General features: G+C 54.2%; 18 protein-coding genes and 11 pseudogenes. 12 read left to right on the top strand and 17 right to left on the bottom strand.

What is annotated here, in order from left to right; all coding sequences use genetic code 11:
* Nucleotides 1-41 precede the first annotated feature (41 nt).
* The 3 genes and pseudogenes from mak to SOPEG_RS17240 form a co-directional block, all read right to left on the bottom strand.
* Nucleotides 42-910: pseudogene (mak, locus tag SOPEG_RS17250) on the bottom strand (fructokinase); the annotation flags it as partial.
* A gap of 192 nt (nucleotides 911-1,102) precedes the next feature.
* Nucleotides 1,103-1,423: a hypothetical protein gene (locus SOPEG_RS17245; protein WP_038468223.1), complete on the bottom strand. Its 321-nt coding sequence runs from the start codon at nucleotides 1,421-1,423 to the stop codon at nucleotides 1,103-1,105.
* Nucleotides 1,424-1,462: 39 nt separating this feature from the next.
* On the bottom strand, nucleotides 1,463-1,882 hold the full coding sequence (locus tag SOPEG_RS17240) for a hypothetical protein (RefSeq protein ID WP_025246286.1): 420 nt from the start codon (nucleotides 1,880-1,882) through the stop codon (nucleotides 1,463-1,465).
* Nucleotides 1,883-2,544: 662 nt separating this feature from the next.
* On the opposite strand from SOPEG_RS17240, the pseudogene rdgC (SOPEG_RS25185) reads away from it, so the two are divergent.
* From rdgC (SOPEG_RS25185) to SOPEG_RS17230, 4 genes and pseudogenes are all read left to right on the top strand, one after another.
* A pseudogene (rdgC, locus tag SOPEG_RS25185) lies at nucleotides 2,545-2,820 on the top strand (recombination-associated protein RdgC); the annotation flags it as partial.
* Nucleotides 2,821-2,883: 63 nt separating this feature from the next.
* Nucleotides 2,884-3,807, top strand: a complete 924-nt coding sequence (locus SOPEG_RS17235) for an IS5-like element ISSoEn1 family transposase (protein WP_025243834.1) — start codon at nucleotides 2,884-2,886, stop codon at nucleotides 3,805-3,807.
* A gap of 2 nt (nucleotides 3,808-3,809) precedes the next feature.
* Nucleotides 3,810-4,184, top strand: a pseudogene (rdgC, locus tag SOPEG_RS30390) (recombination-associated protein RdgC); the annotation flags it as partial.
* Nucleotides 4,145-5,353 (top strand): IS256-like element ISSoEn2 family transposase, encoded by a 1,209-nt coding sequence (locus SOPEG_RS17230; RefSeq protein ID WP_025244030.1) that lies wholly within the window; start codon nucleotides 4,145-4,147, stop codon nucleotides 5,351-5,353. The pseudogene rdgC (SOPEG_RS30390) and the gene SOPEG_RS17230, both read left to right, overlap by 40 nt.
* 191 nt (nucleotides 5,354-5,544) lie before the next feature.
* Here SOPEG_RS17230 and istB read toward each other — a convergent pair.
* Together istB and istA are read right to left on the bottom strand one after the other, a co-directional pair.
* A pseudogene (gene istB / locus SOPEG_RS17225) lies at nucleotides 5,545-6,293 on the bottom strand (IS21-like element ISSoEn3 family helper ATPase IstB).
* Nucleotides 6,294-6,304: 11 nt separating this feature from the next.
* Nucleotides 6,305-7,855, bottom strand: a pseudogene (gene istA / locus SOPEG_RS17220) (IS21 family transposase).
* A gap of 146 nt (nucleotides 7,856-8,001) precedes the next feature.
* Here istA and rdgC (SOPEG_RS17215) point away from each other — a divergent pair.
* Nucleotides 8,002-8,432: pseudogene (gene rdgC, locus SOPEG_RS17215) on the top strand (recombination-associated protein RdgC); the annotation flags it as partial.
* 260 nt (nucleotides 8,433-8,692) lie between these two features.
* Here the strand turns inward: rdgC (SOPEG_RS17215) and ppnP are convergent.
* The 7 genes and pseudogenes from ppnP to SOPEG_RS30285 all read right to left on the bottom strand — a co-directional run bounded on the left by ppnP (nucleotide 8,693) and on the right by SOPEG_RS30285 (nucleotide 12,751).
* The gene (gene ppnP, locus SOPEG_RS17210) at nucleotides 8,693-8,989 is read right to left on the bottom strand and encodes a pyrimidine/purine nucleoside phosphorylase (RefSeq protein WP_025246282.1); all 297 of its coding nucleotides are present in this window, start codon (nucleotides 8,987-8,989) and stop codon (nucleotides 8,693-8,695) included.
* Nucleotides 8,990-9,101: 112 nt separating this feature from the next.
* Nucleotides 9,102-9,863: an IclR family transcriptional regulator gene (locus SOPEG_RS17205; protein ID WP_025246281.1), complete on the bottom strand. Its 762-nt coding sequence runs from the start codon at nucleotides 9,861-9,863 to the stop codon at nucleotides 9,102-9,104.
* Nucleotides 9,864-10,218: 355 nt separating this feature from the next.
* Nucleotides 10,219-10,411 (bottom strand): annotated as a pseudogene (locus tag SOPEG_RS17200) (hypothetical protein).
* 109 nt (nucleotides 10,412-10,520) lie between these two features.
* The gene (gene aroL / locus SOPEG_RS17195) at nucleotides 10,521-11,048 is read right to left on the bottom strand and encodes a shikimate kinase AroL (RefSeq protein WP_025246280.1); all 528 of its coding nucleotides are present in this window, start codon (nucleotides 11,046-11,048) and stop codon (nucleotides 10,521-10,523) included.
* Nucleotides 11,049-11,241: 193 nt separating this feature from the next.
* Nucleotides 11,242-11,784: an FAD-dependent oxidoreductase gene (locus tag SOPEG_RS30295; RefSeq protein ID WP_051419873.1), complete on the bottom strand. Its 543-nt coding sequence runs from the start codon at nucleotides 11,782-11,784 to the stop codon at nucleotides 11,242-11,244.
* On the bottom strand, nucleotides 11,781-12,614 hold the full coding sequence (locus tag SOPEG_RS30290; RefSeq protein WP_250635986.1) for an FAD-dependent oxidoreductase: 834 nt from the start codon (nucleotides 12,612-12,614) through the stop codon (nucleotides 11,781-11,783). Before SOPEG_RS30290 ends, SOPEG_RS30295 begins: the two co-directional genes overlap by 4 nt.
* The gene (locus tag SOPEG_RS30285; protein WP_250635985.1) at nucleotides 12,527-12,751 is read right to left on the bottom strand and encodes a Rieske 2Fe-2S domain-containing protein; all 225 of its coding nucleotides are present in this window, start codon (nucleotides 12,749-12,751) and stop codon (nucleotides 12,527-12,529) included. Before SOPEG_RS30285 ends, SOPEG_RS30290 begins: the two co-directional genes overlap by 88 nt.
* 141 nt (nucleotides 12,752-12,892) lie before the next feature.
* Between SOPEG_RS30285 and SOPEG_RS28385 the strand changes: the two genes are divergently transcribed.
* Complete coding sequence (locus tag SOPEG_RS28385; RefSeq protein WP_158382448.1) at nucleotides 12,893-13,069, top strand: hypothetical protein; 177 nt, start codon at nucleotides 12,893-12,895, stop codon at nucleotides 13,067-13,069.
* A 30-nt stretch (nucleotides 13,070-13,099) separates the two neighbouring features.
* Here SOPEG_RS28385 and SOPEG_RS17185 read toward each other — a convergent pair.
* Nucleotides 13,100-14,017: pseudogene (locus tag SOPEG_RS17185) on the bottom strand (OFA family MFS transporter); the annotation flags it as partial.
* A 55-nt stretch (nucleotides 14,018-14,072) separates the two neighbouring features.
* Nucleotides 14,073-14,177 (bottom strand): annotated as a pseudogene (locus SOPEG_RS27840) (IS5/IS1182 family transposase); the annotation flags it as partial.
* 75 nt (nucleotides 14,178-14,252) lie between these two features.
* Between SOPEG_RS27840 and SOPEG_RS17180 the strand changes: the two are divergent.
* Entirely contained in the window at nucleotides 14,253-15,176 is a 924-nt protein-coding gene (locus tag SOPEG_RS17180; protein WP_025246279.1) for an IS5-like element ISSoEn1 family transposase, read from the top strand.
* Here the strand turns inward: SOPEG_RS17180 and SOPEG_RS27835 are convergent.
* Nucleotides 15,169-15,384: a hypothetical protein gene (locus tag SOPEG_RS27835; RefSeq protein WP_148297124.1), complete on the bottom strand. Its 216-nt coding sequence runs from the start codon at nucleotides 15,382-15,384 to the stop codon at nucleotides 15,169-15,171. The genes SOPEG_RS17180 and SOPEG_RS27835 overlap by 8 nt on opposite strands.
* A 375-nt stretch (nucleotides 15,385-15,759) precedes the next feature.
* On the opposite strand from SOPEG_RS27835, the gene SOPEG_RS17175 reads away from it, so the two are divergent.
* Nucleotides 15,760-16,527, top strand: a complete 768-nt coding sequence (locus SOPEG_RS17175) for a DNA adenine methylase (protein WP_162149713.1) — start codon at nucleotides 15,760-15,762, stop codon at nucleotides 16,525-16,527.
* 107 nt (nucleotides 16,528-16,634) lie between these two features.
* Here SOPEG_RS17175 and SOPEG_RS17170 read toward each other — a convergent pair.
* Nucleotides 16,635-17,566: pseudogene (locus tag SOPEG_RS17170) on the bottom strand (Gfo/Idh/MocA family protein); the annotation flags it as partial.
* A 107-nt stretch (nucleotides 17,567-17,673) separates the two neighbouring features.
* On the opposite strand from SOPEG_RS17170, the gene SOPEG_RS17165 reads away from it, so the two are divergent.
* Genes SOPEG_RS17165 through SOPEG_RS17155 form a run of 3 tightly spaced genes read left to right on the top strand, consistent with a single transcriptional unit; the run spans nucleotide 17,674 to nucleotide 19,001 of the window.
* Complete coding sequence (locus SOPEG_RS17165) at nucleotides 17,674-18,414, top strand: hypothetical protein (RefSeq protein ID WP_025246277.1); 741 nt, start codon at nucleotides 17,674-17,676, stop codon at nucleotides 18,412-18,414.
* Nucleotides 18,396-18,656: a hypothetical protein gene (locus SOPEG_RS17160; RefSeq protein WP_025246276.1), complete on the top strand. Its 261-nt coding sequence runs from the start codon at nucleotides 18,396-18,398 to the stop codon at nucleotides 18,654-18,656. Before SOPEG_RS17165 ends, SOPEG_RS17160 begins: the two co-directional genes overlap by 19 nt.
* A 6-nt stretch (nucleotides 18,657-18,662) precedes the next feature.
* Nucleotides 18,663-19,001: a hypothetical protein gene (locus tag SOPEG_RS17155; protein ID WP_025246275.1), complete on the top strand. Its 339-nt coding sequence runs from the start codon at nucleotides 18,663-18,665 to the stop codon at nucleotides 18,999-19,001.
* Nucleotides 19,002-19,489: 488 nt separating this feature from the next.
* Here the strand turns inward: SOPEG_RS17155 and SOPEG_RS17150 are convergent, their stop codons facing one another.
* Complete coding sequence (locus tag SOPEG_RS17150; protein WP_025246274.1) at nucleotides 19,490-19,945, bottom strand: transcriptional regulator; 456 nt, start codon at nucleotides 19,943-19,945, stop codon at nucleotides 19,490-19,492.
* A 347-nt stretch (nucleotides 19,946-20,292) separates the two neighbouring features.
* Here SOPEG_RS17150 and SOPEG_RS17145 point away from each other — a divergent pair.
* Nucleotides 20,293-20,640: pseudogene (locus SOPEG_RS17145) on the top strand (SDR family NAD(P)-dependent oxidoreductase); the annotation flags it as partial.
* Nucleotides 20,641-20,680: the final 40 nt, after the last annotated feature.

Raw genomic sequence — 20,680 nt, 5'->3', positions numbered from 1 at the left:
TGGCATCGTTCGCGAGTCAGCGCGCTTCTTCCTGCGGCCAAAGCCACGCCGCGCACGCCGCTGGAGTCGCCATGAACCGCCTTACGAATCGGCGTCTGGCATTCGTTGCCAAATACCCAAGGCGTTATTAAGCTCGGCAGCGAATCGTACAGTCTGTCGACATTGCTCATTCCACCCGCCAACACGACGACATCCGGATCGAGCAAATTGATTACCTACGCAAGGGCCTTGGCCAGCCGTCGCTCATAATTACTCAGCGCCCGCTCAGCCCATTTATCACCTTCTGCGACGAGATGGACGATCTCCGCGCCACTGCGCTGTTGCCCGCTGAGCCTCGCGTAATCCTGCATAAAACCGGTGCCGGAGATGAAAGTTTCGGTACAGCCGGATTTTCCGCAGTAGCAGGGAACCTTTTGCTTAATGCGCCCTTCATCCTCATCCATCCAGGGCAGCGGATTATGTCCCCACTCCCCCGCCACACCATTGCCGCCGCTGTGCACTTTGCCATTAAGGGCGATACCCAAACCGCAACCGGTACCGATTATCACTGCAAACACGGTACTCATACCCATCCCGGCACCGCCATGCAATTGGCGTCGTTGGCCATCCTTACCGACCGCTGCAGCCGGGTCTGCAAGTCCTTATCCAGACGCTGACCGTTAAGCCATACCGAATTGGCATTTTTCACTTTGCCGGTATAGGGTGACAGGGTTCCGGGAATACCAACGCCGACGCTGCCGCTCTGGCCTGTCTCCTGTTCCACCCGCTCGACCAGCGCCACGATGGTCTCCACCGTCCCCGGATAATCATCGCGCGGCGTCGCGACCCGTTTGCGTAATATCGCTTGACCCTCGTCATCCAGCGCTATTACCTCGATTTTGGTACCCCCCAAATCAATGCCGATACGCACGTTGCCAGCCCCCGCTCCGGTTATCTACCGGCGCCGTGGCCCCCGCGATAAGCGGCAGGAAGCAGCACGGCGCACTATTTGGGGATCAGCATAGAATATTCGACGGAAAAAGTTGAGCTATTCCCGCCGTGGGGTAACGTTTCAGCCTGGCTTTGTGGCGCCCATCACCCCGTGCGTGCAACCGTGGCAGGGTTAGAGAACGTGATAGCGATCGCCACTTCTTACTCCCCACCAGCCGCCGGCGGCGCTGACTATCGCCCCCTGCAATAGGGTAATGAATAACCAAAGCGCGGACTTGGCGCTGGCGGCAGCGGCCTTATCGGCGCGTTGTTTCATTTCCTCGCGCCAGCGCTGCAAATCTTCCCGCGCGTGGCTGACGTTCTGCTGCAGCGTATCGATCCGTTGTTTTATCGTTTCTGCCGCCTGCTGTTTATCGCGCATCACCTTATCGGTCGCCTGATTCAACGCCTCCGGCGTCATAGTACGATTACTATTGGCCAGCGCCTGATGCACGTCGTCGCGCTTGATATCGTCGGCTACGGCATCCGTGCGCTACTTCAACCTCTCAGCCAGCCCTGCCATAATCTGCTCACTGCGCTCAGGGGCGCGCATCGCCTCGGCGACCGCCTGGCTGACTTCCGCACGTATTTCCTTAAGCTGGCACTGAAGATAGTCGGGATGCAGCGCTTCAACTTCACTGTTTTGCAGCACATCGGTTATATTTTTTGGCGACGCATCGGCGGGCAGAGAATCGTCCAGGGTTAATTTCCCCAACCCATTGTTCAACGCCCCCGCTAATTCATCGCTATTATTCCCCACCGCCGTAACGATATTTTCGGCGGCGCTGCCCGCTGCGTCGAGCATATTTCCCGCCAAACGTAATGCACCACTAATAATGAAGCCACTAATGATAACCGCCAACAGCAGCGATAGCGCCCAGGTCAAGAAGCCGTGCGTCACACCGGCCATCATCGCCGGCCGGTCGCTGCACCCAGGGATCGACCATGCTAAATCCTAGTGCGCTACCGAGCAGCGCTAATAAGAGTGAAATAGAGAATGCCGTAAGAACGCTACTGAAAAGTGATCCCCATGACACCCGGTTGGCGCAGATAGCCACATCCCGCGTTTCCATAAGCTAACTCCTTTATTTTTTACGAAGTAGAATGATGCTACGCCATTAAGTTAGTCTATGTTTACGGTAATACAAGAATACCGCATTTTGAGAATCATTTATTTTATAATAATAATTATTATCTTTTTGCTATCGCTTGGCGCATGGGTTACATCAGTAATACGGCTTTTTGATAAAATTAAATTAATAGGTAATTAATAATCATAAAACCATCAGGCAATTTCGACGCCGGTAACAGGCGAAATCACCTCTAACGCGCTACGGCAAGCGCCTCTCCCCGGTCTCCTCTCCAGAACCTTCGGTATGCCGAGCGCCCTTTTTTTTAACCTGTGACAAACGCAGGCGGTGCCTGCCCCGCCCGTTACACACCACGCTTCAACGTCAAATACGGACAACTCTGTGCGCTTTTTCCTAGGGGAAGCGCCTGCAATTCGTTATCATGCGCGCTGCGTTTGTTGGCAAATCGCACCGGTTGAGGTGCCTCAGGTCAGGGATATCTATTATGTTGTGGTTTAAGAATGTCATGATTTACCGTTTGAACCGGCCGATCGAGCTGTCGGTGGAGTAGATCGAACAGCAGTTGTCCGCCTTCGCCTTCACTCCCTGCGGCAGTCAGGAGATGGCGAAATTCGGCTGGGTTCCGCCCATGGGCGCCAAGAGCGACGTGCTGACCCATGCGATACCGGGACATGTCCTGCTTTGCCTGCGCAAGGAAGAAAAAATTCTACCGTCCTCGGTGATAAAGCAGGAGCTACAGGGCAAAATCGGCTTTGTTGAATAAATCGAACTTTTAGGTGACTGGCGGCTCTGATCACTACATTCGTTTCAACATCAGGTCCCCATGGCAAAGCAAAAGTTTAAAATCACCAACTGGCCCGCATATAACAATGCGCTCAGGCAGCGGGGGGACCTGACAGTATGGCTTGATGAGTCAGCCATTGCTGCATGGACTGAGAGTACACCACCTGAACATCGTGGCCGGCCGCTTCACTACACCGATATGGCCATTACCACGGTTCTGATGATAAAGCGCGTGTTTAACCTTTCGCTCCGGGCGTTACAGGGTTTCGTTGACTCGATTTTTAAACTGATGGGGCTGTCGCTGCGCTGCCCAGATTACTCTCTGGTCAGCCGGCGAGCAAAAACCGTCGACATCAGCATAAAAACGCCAACCCGCGGCGAAATCTCACACCTGGTCATCGATGGCACCGGCCTGAAAATCTTCGGCGAAGGCGAATGGAAAGTCAGGCAGCATGGGGCTGAGAGGCGCAGAGTATGGCGCAAGCTTCATCTGGCAGTAGATAGCGCGACACATGAAATTATCTGTGCCGATTTATCGCTAAGCGGTACGACAGATGCGCAGGCGCTGCCCGGGCTGATTAACCAAACCCACCGGAAAATCAGGGAAGCGTCGGCTGACAGTGCTTACGATACGCGTTACTGTCATGATGCTCTGCTGAGGAAAAAAATAAAGCCGCTTATCCCACCGCGAAGTGGTGCGCAATATTGGCCAGCTCGATACCATGAGCGTAACCATGCGGTGGCAAATCAGCATCTGAGCGGCAATAACGATACCTGGAAAAAGAAAGTAGGTTATCACCGGCGTTCACTGGCTGAAACGGCCATGTTCCGGTTTAAAATACTTCTGGGTGGTCATCTGAGTCTGCATGACTATGACGCGCAGGTAGGTGAGGCTATGGCAATGGTCAAAGCGCTTAACCGGATCACGTTGTTAGGAATGCCAAACAGCGTCCGCATCATGTAACAATCGCCCTGATAAGGAGGAAGTCGTCAAAAATTTCGGATTTATTCAACAAAGCGGGCAAAATCGACAAACTGGAAAATGAACAAAGCCGGAAACTGCGTAAAACCGAAAAAGACGCGCTCAAGGACGAAGTGCTGCACACATTGATGCCTCGCGCCTTCAGCCGTTTTGGCCAAACGTTATTGTGGCTGGATCGGGTCAATAATCTGGTACTGGTCGACACCGGCAGCGCCAAAAAAGCGGAAGATTGTCTGGCGCTGCTGCGGAGCCTGTTTAGAAATTTGTGTATTTGCCTGATTTTGATATGTTCAATCCAACATCAAAAACAGGTTAATTTATGGACGAAAAACAGTTGCAGGCTCTGGCTAACGAACTGGCCAAAAATCTCAAAACCCCTGAAGATCTCAGTCACTTCGATCGGCTGCTGAAAAAAATCAGCGTCGAAGCAGCTCTCAATGCCGAAATGACCCATCACCTCGGCTACGATAAAAATCAGCCTAAACCGGGGACCAACGCCCGCAACGGCTATTCCACAAAAACCGTTACCACTGGCGATGGCCCGCTGGCGCTGCGTACTCCGCGCGATCGTGACGGTTCCTTTGAACCGCAACTGGTGAAGAAGAACCAGACCCGGATTACCGGGATGGATAACCAGATTTTATCGTTGTACGCCAAAGGGATGACCACCCGCGAGATCGCCGCCGCGTTCAAAGAGCTGTATGACGCCGATGTCTCGCCGGCGCTGGTCTCAAAGGTCACCGATGCGGTCATGGAGCAGGTTGTCGAATGGCAAAACCGGCCTCTGGATGCAGTCTATCCCATTGTTTATCTTGACTGTATCGTTCTAAAAGTCCGGCAGGACAGCCGCATCATCAACAAATCTGTGTTCCTGGCGCTGGGCATCAACATCGAAGGCCAGAAAGAGTTGCTAGGTATGTGGCTGGCCGAAAATGAAGGCGCAAAGTTCTGGCTGAACGTGCTGACAGAGCTGAAAAACCGCGGCCTGAACGATATCCTTATCGCCTGCGTAGACGGGCTGAAAGGTTTCCCTGACGCTATTAACGCGGTGTATCCGGAGGCGCGGCTCCAGCTGTGTATCGTACATATGGTGCGCAACAGCCTGCGGTTCGTCTCCTGGAAGGACTACAAGGCCGTCACCCGCGACCTGAAAGCTATCTATCAGGCCCCTACGGAAGAAGCCGGCTTGCAGGCGCTGGAAGCGTTCTCCAGTGCCTGGGACATCCGCTACCCGCAAATAAGTCGAAGCTGGCAGGCAAACTGGGCCAATCTGGCCACGTTCTTTGCCTACCCAACGGACATCCGCAAGGTGATCTACACGACCAACGCCATCGAGTCGTTAAACAGCGTGATCCGGCATGCCATCAAAAAGCGCAAGGTGTTCCCGACCGACGACGCAGTGAAAAAGGTGGTGTGGCTGGCGATACAGGCGGCCTCACAGAAATGGACAATGCCTTTGAGGGACTGGCGCATGGCAATGAGCCGCTTTATTATCGAGTTCGGTGACCGCCTGGACGGTCACTTCTGAGAAAAGGCATTTACACAGAATCGTGTACAGGGTCCTGCTGCGCAAATCTATCGGCTCGTTGCCGGTGGTGTTGCAGATTCCGACGTATCCGATCAGCTGTTCCGGCGACATCCGATCAGTTATTCCGATATTTTCCGATCACCCATTCCAGTGATATTCGTTCACGTGTTCGCTCATCTTCTGACTCGGGTTTAGTCTATTTTTCCTGTGCTGGCTACTCCTTGCTCTTTGCGTAGTGATTCGTCTTTAAGTTCCAGTCTATAGCTGGGGTGTACTAACCGATCGAGTAACGCGTCAGCTGTCGTGGGGTTTTCTATCAGTCCATACCATTTTTTCACCGGCAGTTGACTGATCAGGATGCTGCTGCTTTTGTCGTAGCGATCTTCCATCACCTCCAACAGCATCGTTGCCTGCATCGGACTTATTGATTCTAGGCCCACGTCGTCCAAGATCAGTAACTCTATTTTTTCTAACTGATTAAGCTGTTTTAGATAGGTCCCGTCTACCTGACACTGGTGAAGATGGGCCAGCAACCGACCCACTCGCCAGTAACGCACGCTATATTGCTGCCGGCATGCCTGCTCACCAAGCGCACAACTGAGCCAGGTTTTGCCCGTACCTGTTGGCCCCGTGATGAGTATGCTTTTCTGATATTTCAGATATTGTCCCCCTAGCAGATCTCGCATCTGTTCCGGTGTCACTCCTCGGCTAGGGATATAGCGGATATCTTCCGGTTTTGCCTGCAAGCGCATTTGCGATTGCCGTCGCAGACGGAATATGTGTTTGTTTTTTCTATATAAATTTTCGCTTCTACCATCAGCGACAACCGCTCCTCGAACCCCAGCTCCCCATAACTCCCCGGGAGTTCGCGTTGCGTCTCCAACGCCTGGACCATTGCCGACAACTTCAGCTCTCGCAGAGCCATTAACAGTGTATCCATATTTATTCTCCTTAGTGATAATTGTCCGGACCTCGGAGGTTTTCGTGAACCAGCATTGATACGCCGGCTCCGTCCTGGGTGACCTCACTTTCACGACCGTGTTTCAATACGTTGGCTATGAAAGAGCGGTTAATGCACCCTTTCTCCAACGCCAGCGCGCAGGCCTTCTCCAGTCGAGTCGTCTCATAGCGCCGTTGCAGATTGAGTAGCCCCAGCACGGAGCGGTAAGCCTGCTCCGGATGGGCTTTGCTCTTTTGGATGGACTCAACCACTTTCAGTGTGCACACACCCACCGACAGCGCCCAACTGCACAGCCTTTCCGGCGTCCACTGACTCTGCCCCTTATGGTTAGCCGGCATGTGCGCCGCCTGAGTCGTGTGCCTATAGGCGTTATCGCTGCGAGGGTGCGTAGCCACGCAGACGCCCTTATGGTGGATTTGCACCAGCCGTTGGGTGGCGATGACGTCAACGCGCTCGCCAACCAGCGGATGCGGCACCGAGTACCAGTTTTTGCCGTAGTCTATGTGGTAATCAGGTCCCACTCGGGCAACGAGATACTCACTGTATTCCCATTGTGTGGGCGGTAGAGGCCCAAGAGCCGGTTTGTACAGCTGCTCGAAGCGTTCAAGGCGACTTTGTCCGCCGTAATGACGCATCGGGCGCAAATTCAACTCATGATTGAGTTCTCGTATCACCTGGTTGAGTTCGGCCAGCGAGTAGAACCTACGTTTACGCAACCGGGCCAAAACCCAGCGTTCTACCAGCTGCACAGTTGATTCTGCCTTCGCCTTGTCTTTCGGTTTTCTCGGGCGCGCCGGTAGCACCACTGTCTCATAGTGATTTGCCAGCGCCTGGTAGCTCTGGTTTATGACCGGCTCATAGCGGTCAGGGGTGCTGACAGCGCTGCGCAGATTATCAGGTATCATCAGCTCCGGAACCCCACCCATGAAGTGCAGGCAGCGGCTATTGGCGTTGAGCCACGATACCATGTCCTGGCCTTCGCAGGCTTCGATATACGCATAGCCTGACACGCCCATGGTAGCGACGAAGATAGCGACCTGGCGTACGCTACCGGTCGCAGAGTTGACGATAGGTACGGTGGGGCCACAGAAGTCGATGAAGAGCTTTTCGCCAGCCTTGTGCTCCATGCGCATGGAACGCCGCTGCTTCTTTTTCCAGTCACGGAACAGTGCACAAAACTGTGAGTAACCGAGGGCATCACCGCCCACGGCGGACTGATATTCTATCCAGAGCAGCTGCTTGGTCATGCCCTTGCGGCTTAACTCGGTATCGATATCAAGCCAGCTGGGTAAGGTATTGATAACTTTTCCGGATTTGCCGGGATAGAGCAGGCGGTCGAGGTCGACGGGGGACAGTTCCGCCGGCAATGGCCAGACCAGGTTAGCTACCGTGAATCGGCCGAGGAGATCGTGCACGGTAGTACAGCCTATGCCGAGCGCTGCTGCGATAGTGCGATTCGAGCGACGTTGCTAGAATTTCATACGTAAGACATTAATATAGATGCACATTTCCGTTCTCGCTTTCTTCTTTTTACGTGCCATGCCATGCCCCCGGAAGCTAAAAGTCTCCAGAGTATGGCGGAACAGAAGATGAGCGATCGGACAGAATCGGAATCGCTGATCGGGCGACCGGAATCAGTGATCGGATGAAATCAGAATTAGTGATCGGGTGAAATCGGAACCAGCAGGTGTCGCTGACTATGGAAAAACCGATTGAAATGACCCTGACCGAATGGGTACGCAGCGGCGATCCTGCCGCCGGCTTCGCCATGCAAAGATGAGGCTGAGCTAAAAGCGCTGCTGGAAGAAGGCGGCATCGTTCGCTGTAAAAAGCAGGATTTGTCCAGCGACGAAATCGCGGTGCATATCGAGGCAGGCAAACTGGTGACCAAGCTGGCGCTGGATTGGCGGGAGCGAGTGCAGTTTGTGCTGGGCGATGATGGCACGGTTAAACGGTTAAAATTCGCCGATACGCTACGCGAGCAAAATGATGATTATCGATCGCGACCATTTTGCCGCCCGTTTCGACGCCGATTTTACCCTCATGACCGGTGAATTGGCGGCTTTAATCACTGAGCTGATTGCGGGGCTGGGAGGCGAGGCGCAGCGTCAGGGCTAACCGAGGCGGCCGCAGGGAAAAAGCACGGTTGACCCGCCCGCCGGTTAACCCTGAGACGAATCGGCGCGGCGATGGCCCTAACCGATTGCTTCAGGACGCGGCGGCGCAGAGGCGGCAATGCCGCCGGGCTCGCGGCCAGCGCAGGTTACGCAATGTCGTATGCCTGGCGCGAACGAAGCGGGATGAGAGCAAAGATTGCCCCCTCCCGGCCCAGCGGCGTCAACGGTGGACGGGACGGCGCAGGCCTTGCGCCAACCCGTTCAGCGCGAGTGGCTAAGATACCTGCATAAATAGCTGCTGGTTTCCGCCAGCTGCAGGCAAAATTCGCTGTGTGCCTGCACGTAGAACGACTCCCCCGGCATAAAAACCTGCCAATCGTTGGCGCTGGGCAGCAGCGTCTTAAGCGCGCCGCTAACGACCGTCATTTCTTCCGGCTGGCCGGTGGTAAAGGTGTACTCCCCTGCCTCCATAACGCCAACGCTGGCACGGCCCGTGCTGGCGGCGTCGAATCCAATGGACTTCACTTTCCCTGCAAAATAGTCATTCACCTTCAGCATCGGTCTTTTCCTAATCAATTAATGTCATACCAGTGTAAAAGGCGACTCGGCGGGCGTCACGCCCTTTTCTACAAAAACCCCGGCCGGGACAAACAAATTTTGCGCCGCCGATTTACTGATAGATTCGTTGGGCAATCATCCGCGTAGCGAACTGCAAACCCGCCAACTTATCGGTCGGGAAGGCACCTTTATCGCCGGCGTTCACGAAAGACAGACATAAGCCGATCTGCTCACTCCGCTCGCTGTCCGCCAGCGCCGTTGCGAGCGCGCTGTAACCCGAGCGGGTTTCATTGCGATTGAAGTCCCAGCCCTGCCCGCGCACCAATGACAATCGCTGCAGCAAGCGGACAATGCCGGGCTGATTAAATCCCCCCAGCCTACCCTGGCGTGGCATCAACCGCGCTATGACTTCCCGCTCGGAAAAACAGGCCAACAACGCTCTGCCGACCGCCGTGTTCATGGCGGGCAAATGGCTGCCTACCGCATAGACCGCGGGCGCGGCGGCGCTGCTTTGAAATCGGTCCACGATACGGACTTTATCCCGATGCAGCATGCATAAATAACCAGTGCAGCGATAGCGTGCGCTGAGCTGATGTAGCGCCTGCGCCGCCCGCTCAGCAAGCGTAGCCGGCCCGCTCTGCGGTGCAGGCGGGCTCAATGAGCGCAGCAGGTGGCCGACCCGGTAATGGCGGTTGTGGGGATCCCGCGCGAGCAGTCCCTGCGATTCCATTGCGATAAGCAGCCGGGAAAGCGTACTTTTTGGCAAGGGGAAACGACGGGCCATGTCGCTGAAGGACAGACTTTCCGGCAGCGCATCCGTGCCCGGCTGGACGAACAACGTTAACACCGCGGCGGCGTTTTCCAATGTCGACATAATGTTATTTTTTTTGCAGGTGAACTGATGTCGAAGTTTTTATCATTCATCGCCTACGCGTCGGCGTCAAGACAATGTTTCACCGGTTTGCGCGCCCCGTCCGCGGTGCGCCGGCTGCCTCACACATATCGGTTTATCGCTATTAATTAAAAATTTAAACACTATCGTGTTGATCTTAACGATAACGACCCGCGCGCGAGCAATACGCTTCATTCTCAACCACTTGACCCTATTGGGCCATGACGGCAGCAGAGTAGCATGAATTATCTTTTACGCCGATGATGTGACAAAGCGTGATGCGCAACGGTGGAAAGCGTGTAGAAACGGCAGGACGCGAGGTCCTGCCGCCGGAAGATCAGCTTTTGTTTTCATCCTCATAGCGCTCTTTGGAATCCAGCGCTTCTTGCTCAGTGTCGTGTTCACTGATAAGGGTATTGGGATGGGGATGGTCGGCACGCAACTCATAGACGGTTTTGCTCTTGCCGGCCGGCCCCTTCTCTTTTTTTAACGATGTGCGCTTCGCGCGGATAGGGAGATTTGCTTGCCATAGTTACTTCCTTATAGTTGTGCTCACGTAAGGTAAGTATAGCCAACACGCCGCGCCTCGTCGGCTGAAGCGATTAACCTCTCATCACGCCTCCCCAAGTCGCCCGGTTATTAACTCGCCGCGCTGGGATAGAGCTGTTGTAAAATGGCGTAGACCACATCGTCCGGCGCCGCCTGACTGGCGTCCAATATGTGGTGTGCCGCTTCTTGATAGAGTTTTTCACGTGCGGCGAGCACGTCGGCGATTTCTTCAATCATCGGTTTCCCCGTCAAACTGGGCCGCTGCTCCTCATCGGGGTACACCTGTAGACGGCGCGCAAGCTCCTGCGCCGACACGTGCAGATACACCACGGTGCCGCGCGCGCGCATGAAATGTCGGTTAGCCGCCGATAAAATAATACCGCCGCCCGTGGCCACCACGGTTTGCCCTTGAATAACGCTTGTCAGGATTTCGCTCTCCCTTGCCCGAAAGCCCGCCCAGCCTTCGTCAGCGACGATCTCTGCCACAGTCTTGCCGGTAGACCGCCACAACATCTCGTCGGTATCGGTAAATGCATATCCCAATACCCGCGCTAATGCCTGACCCACCGTGGTCTTGCCGCATCCGCGCGCACCAACCATAAATAGGGGCTGTGTCATTGCCTGTCTGTCCTTTTCCTTACCTGAAATAGCGGACGAGAACGTTCATCGTCCCTGGGCCGGAGCAGGATGAGGCGGAGAGTCGCCGCCCCGTTGCGTGCCGGCAGCGCATCATATCATCGACCTCTGGCGGCGCACATGTTTGCCGGCAAAATTTTGCGCTACGGTAAAGGGAATCGGCGCCGGCGCGCGGTCAACTTTCCGCTTCGTGGGTGTCGGCGACGATGCGCTGCGCCTCGGTAAAACCGAGTTTTTCGCCCATTTTAATCAATAGCACGCCGGTCGTGCACATCCGGCCGACCGCCACGACCGTCACCAGATTTCCTTTCAGGCCATACAGCGAGACGAAGTTATCCTCATCCGGCGAGCCGATAATTTCCTGCTGATCCCATTTAGCGGCATGGCCCAAATATTCATAGCGAACGCCGTAATGCTGGGTCCAAAAAAAGGGTAAGGCATCATAGGGGTGTGGCTTATCCATCATCGCACCGGCGGCGACACGTCCGTGCTGCTGCGCCACGCGCCAGTGTTCAATGCGGGTAGGATTGCCGTCCAGCGGGAACGTCGCGATGTCACCGATGGCATAAATGTCTGCGGACACCTTCATCGTCCGGTCAACGGTCAGGCTGCCGTCGTCATTGAGCGGCAGATCGTGGATGAATCGAGTCGCCGGCGCCACGCCCGTCGCCAGCAGAACCAGCGTCGCATCAATACGTCGGCCGTCTTTCAGTGTCACCGCGCTGACGCTTTTTCCCCTTCAAAAGCGGCCGGATCGCCGTCGACAAAGGTGACGCCTTTCTCCTGGTGACGGCGGCGGAAAAAGCGGCCCAACTCGGTGCCGAATTGTTTTTCAAACGGTAAAGGATGGGGCGAAACGACCGTGACCTCTATGGCTTGTTTACGCAGCGCCGCCGCCACCTCCATACCGATAAAGCTATTGCCGATAATGACCAGCCGGTGCTCCCGCTCGACGGTGGCAACCAGCGTCGCCGCCTGTTCCCAGCTGCGCAATACCTCCACGCCGCGTAGCGCTTTGCCAGGCAGGTCCGGCCGCGGCGGCGTGGCGCCGGTGGCTAACAGTAAACGATCATAGGAAAGGGTCTTACCGTCTTCCAGACGTAAACGATGGCGCTGGTTGTCCAGTTCTTCCACATTGCCATTGATGCGCTCTATCTGTTGTTGCTGATAGTAGGATTCCGGCAGCAGGGAGGGCACGTCATGGATATCCATATCGCCCTGCGGCACAAATTTCGATAGCGCGGTACGATCGTAGGGGGCCTGTTTTTCACGTTCAACCACCACCAGCCTGCCGGTAAAACCATTCTCACGCAGCGCTTTTATCGCCGCGCTACCGCCGGCGCCGGTGCCCAATACCACATAGGTAGGCTGTTTATCCGCCGCCTGCAAGGGAGTGGCTTCGTCAAGCGGTTGCGGGTCGATCCAGACGGCATCTTGCTCCACCTTCACCGGGAAACGTTTCAGTGCCCGCAGTGAAGGCGGTTCCAGCAGAGAGCCCGGGCGACTTTCAGTGATGGCGAACACCGATTTATGCCACGGGCAGACCAGTTTGTCTTCGCACAGCGCCCCCTTTTCCAGCGGCGCGCCGGAGTGTGCGGGCAGGTGGCTTCCAGGGCATAGACCTCTTCACCGCGGCGGATTACCAGTATATCGGTCTTTCCGACGGTTATTTTGCAAGGGGTCATTTGCGACAGGGAGGATAACGGCATTATTTGCTCATAGGCCACGATAGGCTCCTTACTAATTTTATAAAACCTTACTGTTTAAAGCACTATCAGTAAGCCTAGCAGCAAATTGATAAAAGGCGCTCAGCCCCAGCCGACGCCTTGGGGCAAGACGAGGTCGGTGGTAACGGCACGGCGCAAGCCAAGGCCAGCCGTAACGGCGCAGTGCGGACCAAGGCCTGCGATAATGGCGCGGCGCATGCCAAGATCGGCGATAACGGCAAAAGCCCGCCGACCGGAGGCCGGGGCAGGTTGTTATTCGCCGTGGGCATGCCCTAAAAGGTAGCCGCGCTTATCGACAGCCCCCGGCTAGCGCAGGGTCAGCGAAATCATCAACGCGATCACCAGTAGAGCCGCTATCAGTTGGAACGTCACCATAAATCCGCCGAACAGCGACGCCACAAGGGAGCCGATAATGCTACCCACGCCGAAACCCAGATAAATAATGCCGTAATTCTTGGTTAAATTATTCAGTCCGAAGAAATCGCTGACCAGCGACGGGTATACCGTAATGGTCCCACCAAAACTGAACGCCACGCAGGCCAGTGAGATAAAGAACAGTGTCTCGTTAAGATGAACGAATAACAGCATGCTCATCCCCGCCATGGCGATGACCTGGGCCAGTGAGACGACCCGAAGGCGGGACATTTTATCGGACAGGACGCCCAGCACCAGGCGCCCGCTAAGATTGGCGACGGCAATAATAGTGACCGCATTGGCCGCCACCGCCGTCGATAAATGGACCAGATTCTCGCCGATATCTTTGGCAACGCCGATAACATATAACCCGCTCATACAGGCGGTAACAAACATCAGCGCCAATAACCAATATTGCGGCATACGCATGGATTCGGCCAAGGTGTAATCCCGGACCCCGGCACGCTGCCGGTCTTCCTGGCGCGGCGCGTCTTTCATCATAAGAGCGCCGGCCACGACCATTATCACTACGATACCGCTCCATAATGCAAACGTCAACGGCAGACTATAGCGGTCCAGCAGCTGGCTGTTGATGTATTTGAAGCCCAGACTGCCCAACCCATAGGCGCCAATAGCGCAGGCAGAAATCAGGCCCTTGCGTTCGGGAAACCATTTAACACAGTTAGACAACGTCAACAGATACCCGCTACCGTCCGCTAGTCCGACTAAAATTCCGGCGCACAGCCAAAGCATGATAATGGAATTGGACCACCCGGTCAGGCAAAGTCCGATGCCCAGCAATACGCCAGCGCTTTGTTGAATAAATCCGAAATTTGTGACGACTTCCTCCCTATCAGGGCGATTGTTACATGATGCGGACGCTGTTTGGCATTCCTAACAGTGTGATCCGGTTAAGTGCTTTAACCATTGTCATTGCCTCACCTACCTGCGCGTCATAGTCATGCAGACTGGCTTTGTTGAATAAATCGAACTTTTAGGTGACTGGCGGCTCTGATCACTACATTCGTTTCAATATCAGGTCCCCATGGCAAAGCAAAAGTTTAAAATCACCAACTGGCCCGCATACAACAATGCGCTCAGGCAGCGGGGGGACCTGACAGTATGGCTTGATGAGTCAGCCATTGCTGCACGGACTGAGAGTACACCACCTGAACATCGTGGCCGGCCGCTTCACTACACCGATATGGCCATTACCACGGTTCTGATGATAAAGCGCGTGTTTAACCTTTCGCTCCGAGCGTTACAGGGTTTCGTTGACGCGATTTTTAAACTGATGGGGCTGTCGCTGCGCTGCCCAGATTACTCTCTGGTCAGCCGGCGAGCAAAAACCGTCGACATCAGCATAAAAACGCCAACCCGCGGCGAAATCTCACACCTGGTCATCGATGGCACCGGCTTGAAAATCTTCGGCGAAGGCGAATGGAAAGTCAGGCAGCATGGGGCTGAGAGGCGCAGAGTATGGCGCAAGCTTCATCTGGCAGTAGATAGCGCGACACATGAAATTATCTGTGCCGATTTATCGCTAAGCGGTACGATAGATGCGCAGGCGTTGCCCGGGCTGATTAACCAAACCCACCGGAAAATCAGGGAAGCGTCGGCTGACAGTGCTTACGATACGCGTTACTGTCATGATGCTCTGCTGAGGAAAAAAATAAAGCCGCTTATCCCACCGCGAAGTGGTGCGCAATATTGGCCAGCTCGATACCATGAGCGTAACCATGCGGTGGCAAATCAGCATCTGAGCGGCAATAACGATACCTGGAAAAAGAAAGTAGGTTATCACCGGCGTTCACTGGCTGAAACGGCCATGTTCCGGTTTAAAACACTTCTGGGTGGTCATCTGAGCCTGCATGACTATGACGCGCAGGTAGGTGAGGCTATGGCAATGGTCAAAGCGCTTAACCGGATCACGCTGTTAGGAATGCCAAACAGCGTCCGCATCATGTAACAATCGCCCTGATAGGGAGAAAGTCGTCACAAATTTCGGATTTATTCAACAAAGCGACAAAGAAAACATCAACACCTATTATTCCTTTCCCTAAAATAATATCCCATACGGAAGTGCCGATTTCATCATTATCACGAAGATAAAAACGGTAATGAAAAAAAAGGACTAATAAAGCAGCAACATTTCGTAATGCCTGTAAAGAGTCCAACTTTTTATTTAGTTGTAGAGATATCGGTTTCAAATTTTCTTTAAAAATCTTATAATTAACAATAAGTTATCATCCAAATAAATTAATCATCAATAACATTACGTCCTTAACTTTTGATTATAACCTATATGTTGTATAGCAGAAACCTGTGTATAGAGGTATTTTCGTGTATAACGTAAAAATCAATTATGGAATTATCATATCTATTGTATCAGTCGATGGGTTCTAATTAATTGATTTTATTTGTTATTTTTCAACACGGAATTTATAACCACTACGCTCCCGATAGTATCTATATGTTGCAGTCGCAGTAATAATTATTTTGACGATCAATAGTTGATTGTTGATCGGTAAGATTTATAGTGTTGCATAAGGATTGCATCAATGAGTACGCCAATCATACCATGGGTGGGAGAGAAGCGGCGTCTAGCTAAACGTCTTCTATCGTGCTTTCCTGAGCACGAATGTTACGTTGAACCATTCTGTGGGGGGGCTGCGCTGTTTTTCAGTAAGGATCCATCCACGGTCGAAGTGTTGAACGATATCAACGGAGATTTGATAAACCCCTATCGGGTAGTAAAACATCATTTGGAGGAGTTTGTACGCCAGTTCAAGTGGGCCTTTAGTAGCAGGCAGCTGTTTGATTGGCTGAAAGAAACACCTCCGCAAACGCTGACCGATATCCAGCGAGCCGCCCGGTTTTACTATCTTCAGCAGCTCACATTTGGTGGCAAAGTGAGCGGGCAGAGCTTTGGTACTTCCGCTGTACGATCACAAGCATTGAACCTCCTAAGGATCGAAGAACAGCTATCACAGGCTCACCTGCGTTTATCTGAGGCAACCATAGAGCATCTTGGGTGGCAGGCTTGCATTGAAAAATATTATAGGCCACACACATTGTTCTATCTTGATCCACCTTACTGGAAGACTCAAGGCTATGGCGTGGCGTTTACCCTGGAGCAATACAGCATCATCGATAGTCTGGCTCATTCGATATCAGGGAAAATGATTATTTCAATTAATGATATCCCAGAAATGAGGCAAATATTCAAAAATCTTCATATCGACGTTGTTGATCTAAAATACTCATTGGGCAGCAACCGCCATTGCAAGCGCGAGTTGATCGTCCGCAATTTCGCCTGATTCCCTTTTTGCAAACAATTCTGGACTGTCCAAAATGGCCATTTTTTAGGGTTTAAAGGAGTCCAGAATTGCTTGCAAATTAGTCCAAAATATTTTGCATCGCTACATTCCCAAGGAAGATAAGCGTTAAGCGAATAGGTCATGATGGCGCGGTTTTTATAGCGCACCATCACCCCCATGACGTCCTCAATGCTGATGCCGTCGTCGAACACGCTTTATCGCGAAAATAGCCATCTTCCTGTTCCGCTTCCAGATAAAGGGCGCGCAGGGTCGGGCTTTGCGCCATTTGCAGCGCGAAGGGGTCGCGCTCGGCCACCGGGTTTTGGTGGCAGCGGGCGTAGAAATCCGTAATGCCGCGCTGTTCGGCGTTAGCCCGGCCGTAAAAGCGTAAATCTCCCTGGGCGTAAACCGTCTTCGGCTCGCTACCCAGCCAGAAATTGACCAAATCGAAATGATGCGTCGATTTATGGACCAGCAGCCCGCCGCTGTTGCGTTTATCGCGATGCCAGCGGCGAAAATAATCGGCGCCGTGCTGGGTATTCAGCAGCCATTCAAAATGGACCGAGAAGACCTCGCCAATAGTACCGGCCGCCAGCAGCTCGCGGATTTTGCTGTGATGCGGCGCGTAGCGATAATTGAAAGTGACGCGTAACTGCCTGCCGGTGCGCCGGATAGCGTCCAGAATAGCGTCCAGAATAGCCTGGCACTTATCTTCATCGATAGTCATCGGTTTTTCGCTGACCACATTGCAGCCCAGTTCCATCGCCCGCACGATATAATGATGATGGGTGCGATCGATAGAGGTGACGATTACCACATCCGGTCGGGTCTCGGCGATCATGCGATCGAATTCCTGCGCATGATAGAGCGGCACCGGCGCGTGTCCCTGTGCGCCGATGAGTCGGTTGGCGTAGGCCATTCTGACGCGGTTGGTATCGCAGAACGCCACCCAGCACGCCCGGGCGCTGAAATCCGTCGCGATGGCGTTGATATAAAGACCGGCGCGTCCCCCGGTGCCGACTAACGCATACTTTTTCATTGGTTACCTCTTGATTTACAAGATGAGCCGTCGTGTTATTGACAGCCTAAGCGGGATAGTTTTATGTTGGCTGCTCTTGACGCCGCACTGGTCATCGGGAGGACAGCGTGCCGCAACGTCTGCTGGAGGTGAACACACCGCTAATCTGGCACTGGCCGCATGTGCTGTCGCTGCTGGAGACCCTGCAACGTTACCGTTTTACCGGGCTTATCATTCATCAGCAGACTATTCTGGCGCTGCTGGCTCCCCCCTCGCCGACTTTCCAGGGCGCGGATCGCAATAATCTTTTTCATGAGCGCGAAAGCGCGTTGCATTACCTCCGCCGTATCGGTCGCCTTTGCCGGCAGCGACGGCTGACGCTGTGGCTCCAGGGGGAGGCTTTCCCCAACGACGGTAAACTGGCGCACAAGTATCCCGAGCTGCGGCTGACGGACGATCCCGGCCAGGGGCAGCGTTTTTTGCAGCATTTTTATCAGGCGATCGTCAGCGCCACCCTGGCGACGCTGCCGGACGTCAGCGGTCTCATTCTCAGCCTGCAAACGCCGGAATTTCATCCGCGGCAGTGGGACGCCCCCCTGGACGCACTTTATCGTCAGCTGCGGCGGCAGAATAAAAAGCTGGTGTTGCGCGACTACACCGATGACGATTGGCCGCGGCGTCAGCTGCAAAGCACAGTGGCGCGAATGCCGGCGGATGTGCGCGCATCGCTGAAAGCTACCGCGGTCGATTACCGTCCCGGTTTTGCCAATAATCCGGCAATCGGCGCGCGATGGGCGCGCGCAAAATCTGGATCGACATTGATTTGTGGGGTATCGATTACGGCTGGACGTTGCTGCCCTGCCTGCTGATTGATGAGCTGCAGGGCAGGCTCAGTTGGGCGCAGTCGGTCGCCGGCAATAGGCTCGAGACCATTACCGCCCGTCTTGACTGGGAATGGATCCACAACAGTCCCCTGCAGGACTCGATTAATGAAGGCAATCTTTATGGTCTGGCGCGAATCGCGAGCGGCGAGACGCCGGTCAGCGCTGCTCAATTGCTGGATGAGTGGCTGGACAGTCAGGGATTGCGTCCCGGCTATCCCGTGCAGTAGCAAACGGTGCGCCAGCTGTTTATCAGCAGTTACGATTGGATGTGCCGAACGCCGTATCGGCTGGGCCGGGTGATGCATCAGCACAGCCAACTGCCGGCGGATATTGATACCGCGCTGCGCCTGCTGCATTCCGACGCCCGTAGCGCCAACTGGCGCCAGTCGTTCCAGGCGCTGTTTCCGCGCGACGATGAGCAGGCGGGCCGCGCGCAGCGGGAATTGCTGCAGCTTGAGCAACAGCAGAACGCTTTTTTGACCGAATGTCTGCACGCCCAGGCGCAAGCGCTGCGCCGCGACGGTGAATTGCCCGCGGCGTTCGCCGACGTGCTTTGCGGCGCCTGGGCCTAGGCCGTCCGCTATACGCGCCTGTTTGGCCATGCCCGTCAGGTAATCAGTTTGCGGTGGTATATCAACCAGTATGGCGCCAACCGTTCGCGTTAGGAGACTCTGCTCACCGCCATTGATGCGGCGCAGCGATATGCCGAGCAAACCTGCCGCTGGCTGGCTGAAAACGAAATTGACCTGGCGCATAACTTGCCCCTCCTGCTGGATCCCGCACGTCTTAGTTGGCTGGCCGAAAGTTGCCGGCCCGGCGCCGAGGAGATTGAGTAATGCCTAAAGGGTAAAAGCGCGGCGGGGTAATTGAAACGTACTTTCAAAAGCAGAAAGGCGCCAAGCGCAAGGAAGGGTCAAAAGCGTGATGCAGTTTGCAAGTCGCCGTCAAAATCTGTGATTCAGATCACAGGTTAAGCTAAAAGAAGTGTGATCGATGACGGACGGCGCGAGTGGAAAAGTGATGTGTGTCACATCTTGATTTGACGCCAAAAGCCGGGTCATTAGCAGCTATCACGCAGAAAGCTTGGCCGACATCCCTTGTCGGCGTACGTTAAAAACAGCGTTTCGCTGGATTGCCGGCACTCAGTTTCCGACAAGATGTGCAGATATAGTCCCGGCTCGCTTTCCTCTAGCCGCGAACCGACAAATAACGCCCGCAGCGAAACATCCGCGACCCGCGGGAGACCGGTTTCACCGCGCTCCCAGCGTTCAATCACATCGCTTTGCACCCCCATCACTGACGCCAGTTCATGGACGCTCATGCTCATTTCACGGCGCAGAAAGCGTATTTCATGACAGGATAAAAGGTTACGTCGATTGATGAGTAGTTTTGCCAATACCTGATGCAGAGCGGGTTTATCTTCGATGTCTACCTGGACGTGCTCCCCCTGCTTCCCGCAGCGGTAGCCGTTGGTGAGCCAAACGGTTTCCAAACCATAATCAGTGTAATGATACATAAACATTCCTTGTATAAGCCGATCCCTTGGACTGATGACTTATAAACAACTCTGCCGATGTTGGCAATAGAGGTCCGTTTAACGTTCGTAGCCTAACGCCGTGGAGTGGGAACCGCGTCTGAACAGGATCGGGTGTCGCATCTGGCAAACGGGAACCGTGCGGGCCGGGTGAAAACGAACGGGGCACCGGGCAAGCGGAAAGCGGGTGGTTCTGAAGAAACCAGGGGAGCCTGAGGCGCTAGGCAGATAAATAAAACATTATTTCATTATTATTGAATCATGCGAGCCATTTTACTATGATGCCTACATGCATCCGACCTTACAACCTGCATCGAGAGGAAGACAACATGGTACTCAACGCATTTCAATTAACGGGTAAGGTCGCTCTAATAACGGGTTGTAATACGGGACTGGGGCAGGCGATGGCTATCGCGCTGGCACAAGCCGGCTGCGATATCATTGGCGTGAACCGCAGCGAACCGGCTGAGACGGTGGCGCGCATCACCCGTCTTGGCAGACGGTTTTATGGGCTGAATGCCGATTTAAGCGATACTCGCGTGATCCCCGACATCCTCAGCCAGGCGCTGGCGCACGCGGGCAGAATTGATATTCTGGTCAACAACGCAGGCATCATTTTGCGCCAAGATGCCATTGATTTTACAGAGCAAGAGTGGGACGCGGTGATGGATCTGAACAGTGGCTTTGTTGAATAAATCGAACTTTTAGGTGACTGGC

Origin of the sequence: Candidatus Sodalis pierantonius str. SOPE, from assembly GCF_000517405.1 — a bacterium.
Taxonomy (GTDB): Bacteria; Pseudomonadota; Gammaproteobacteria; order Enterobacterales; family Enterobacteriaceae; genus Sodalis_C; species Sodalis_C pierantonii.
The sequence above is the reverse complement of the archived record's forward strand: the minus strand, read 5'-3'. Positions and strand labels throughout refer to the sequence as shown.

Bases quoted from the DNA above. Each gene is read 5' to 3' on its own strand.
- SOPEG_RS17240 (WP_025246286.1), bottom strand. From the start codon at position 1,882: ATGATGGCCGGTGTGACGCACGGCTTCTTGACCTGGGCGCTATCGCTG.
- SOPEG_RS17235 (WP_025243834.1), top strand. From the start codon at position 2,884: ATGGCAAAGCAAAAGTTTAAAATCACCAACTGGCCCGCATATAACAAT.
- SOPEG_RS17230 (WP_025244030.1), top strand. From the start codon at position 4,145: ATGGACGAAAAACAGTTGCAGGCTCTGGCTAACGAACTGGCCAAAAAT.
- ppnP (WP_025246282.1), bottom strand. From the start codon at position 8,989: ATGCTGAAGGTGAATGACTATTTTGCAGGGAAAGTGAAGTCCATTGGA.
- SOPEG_RS17205 (WP_025246281.1), bottom strand. From the start codon at position 9,863: ATGTCGACATTGGAAAACGCCGCCGCGGTGTTAACGTTGTTCGTCCAG.
- aroL (WP_025246280.1), bottom strand. From the start codon at position 11,048: ATGACACAGCCCCTATTTATGGTTGGTGCGCGCGGATGCGGCAAGACC.
- SOPEG_RS30285 (WP_250635985.1), bottom strand. From the start codon at position 12,751: ATGACCCCTTGCAAAATAACCGTCGGAAAGACCGATATACTGGTAATC.
- SOPEG_RS17180 (WP_025246279.1), top strand. From the start codon at position 14,253: ATGGCAAAGCAAAAGTTTAAAATCACCAACTGGCCCGCATACAACAAT.
- SOPEG_RS17150 (WP_025246274.1), bottom strand. From the start codon at position 19,945: ATGTATCATTACACTGATTATGGTTTGGAAACCGTTTGGCTCACCAAC.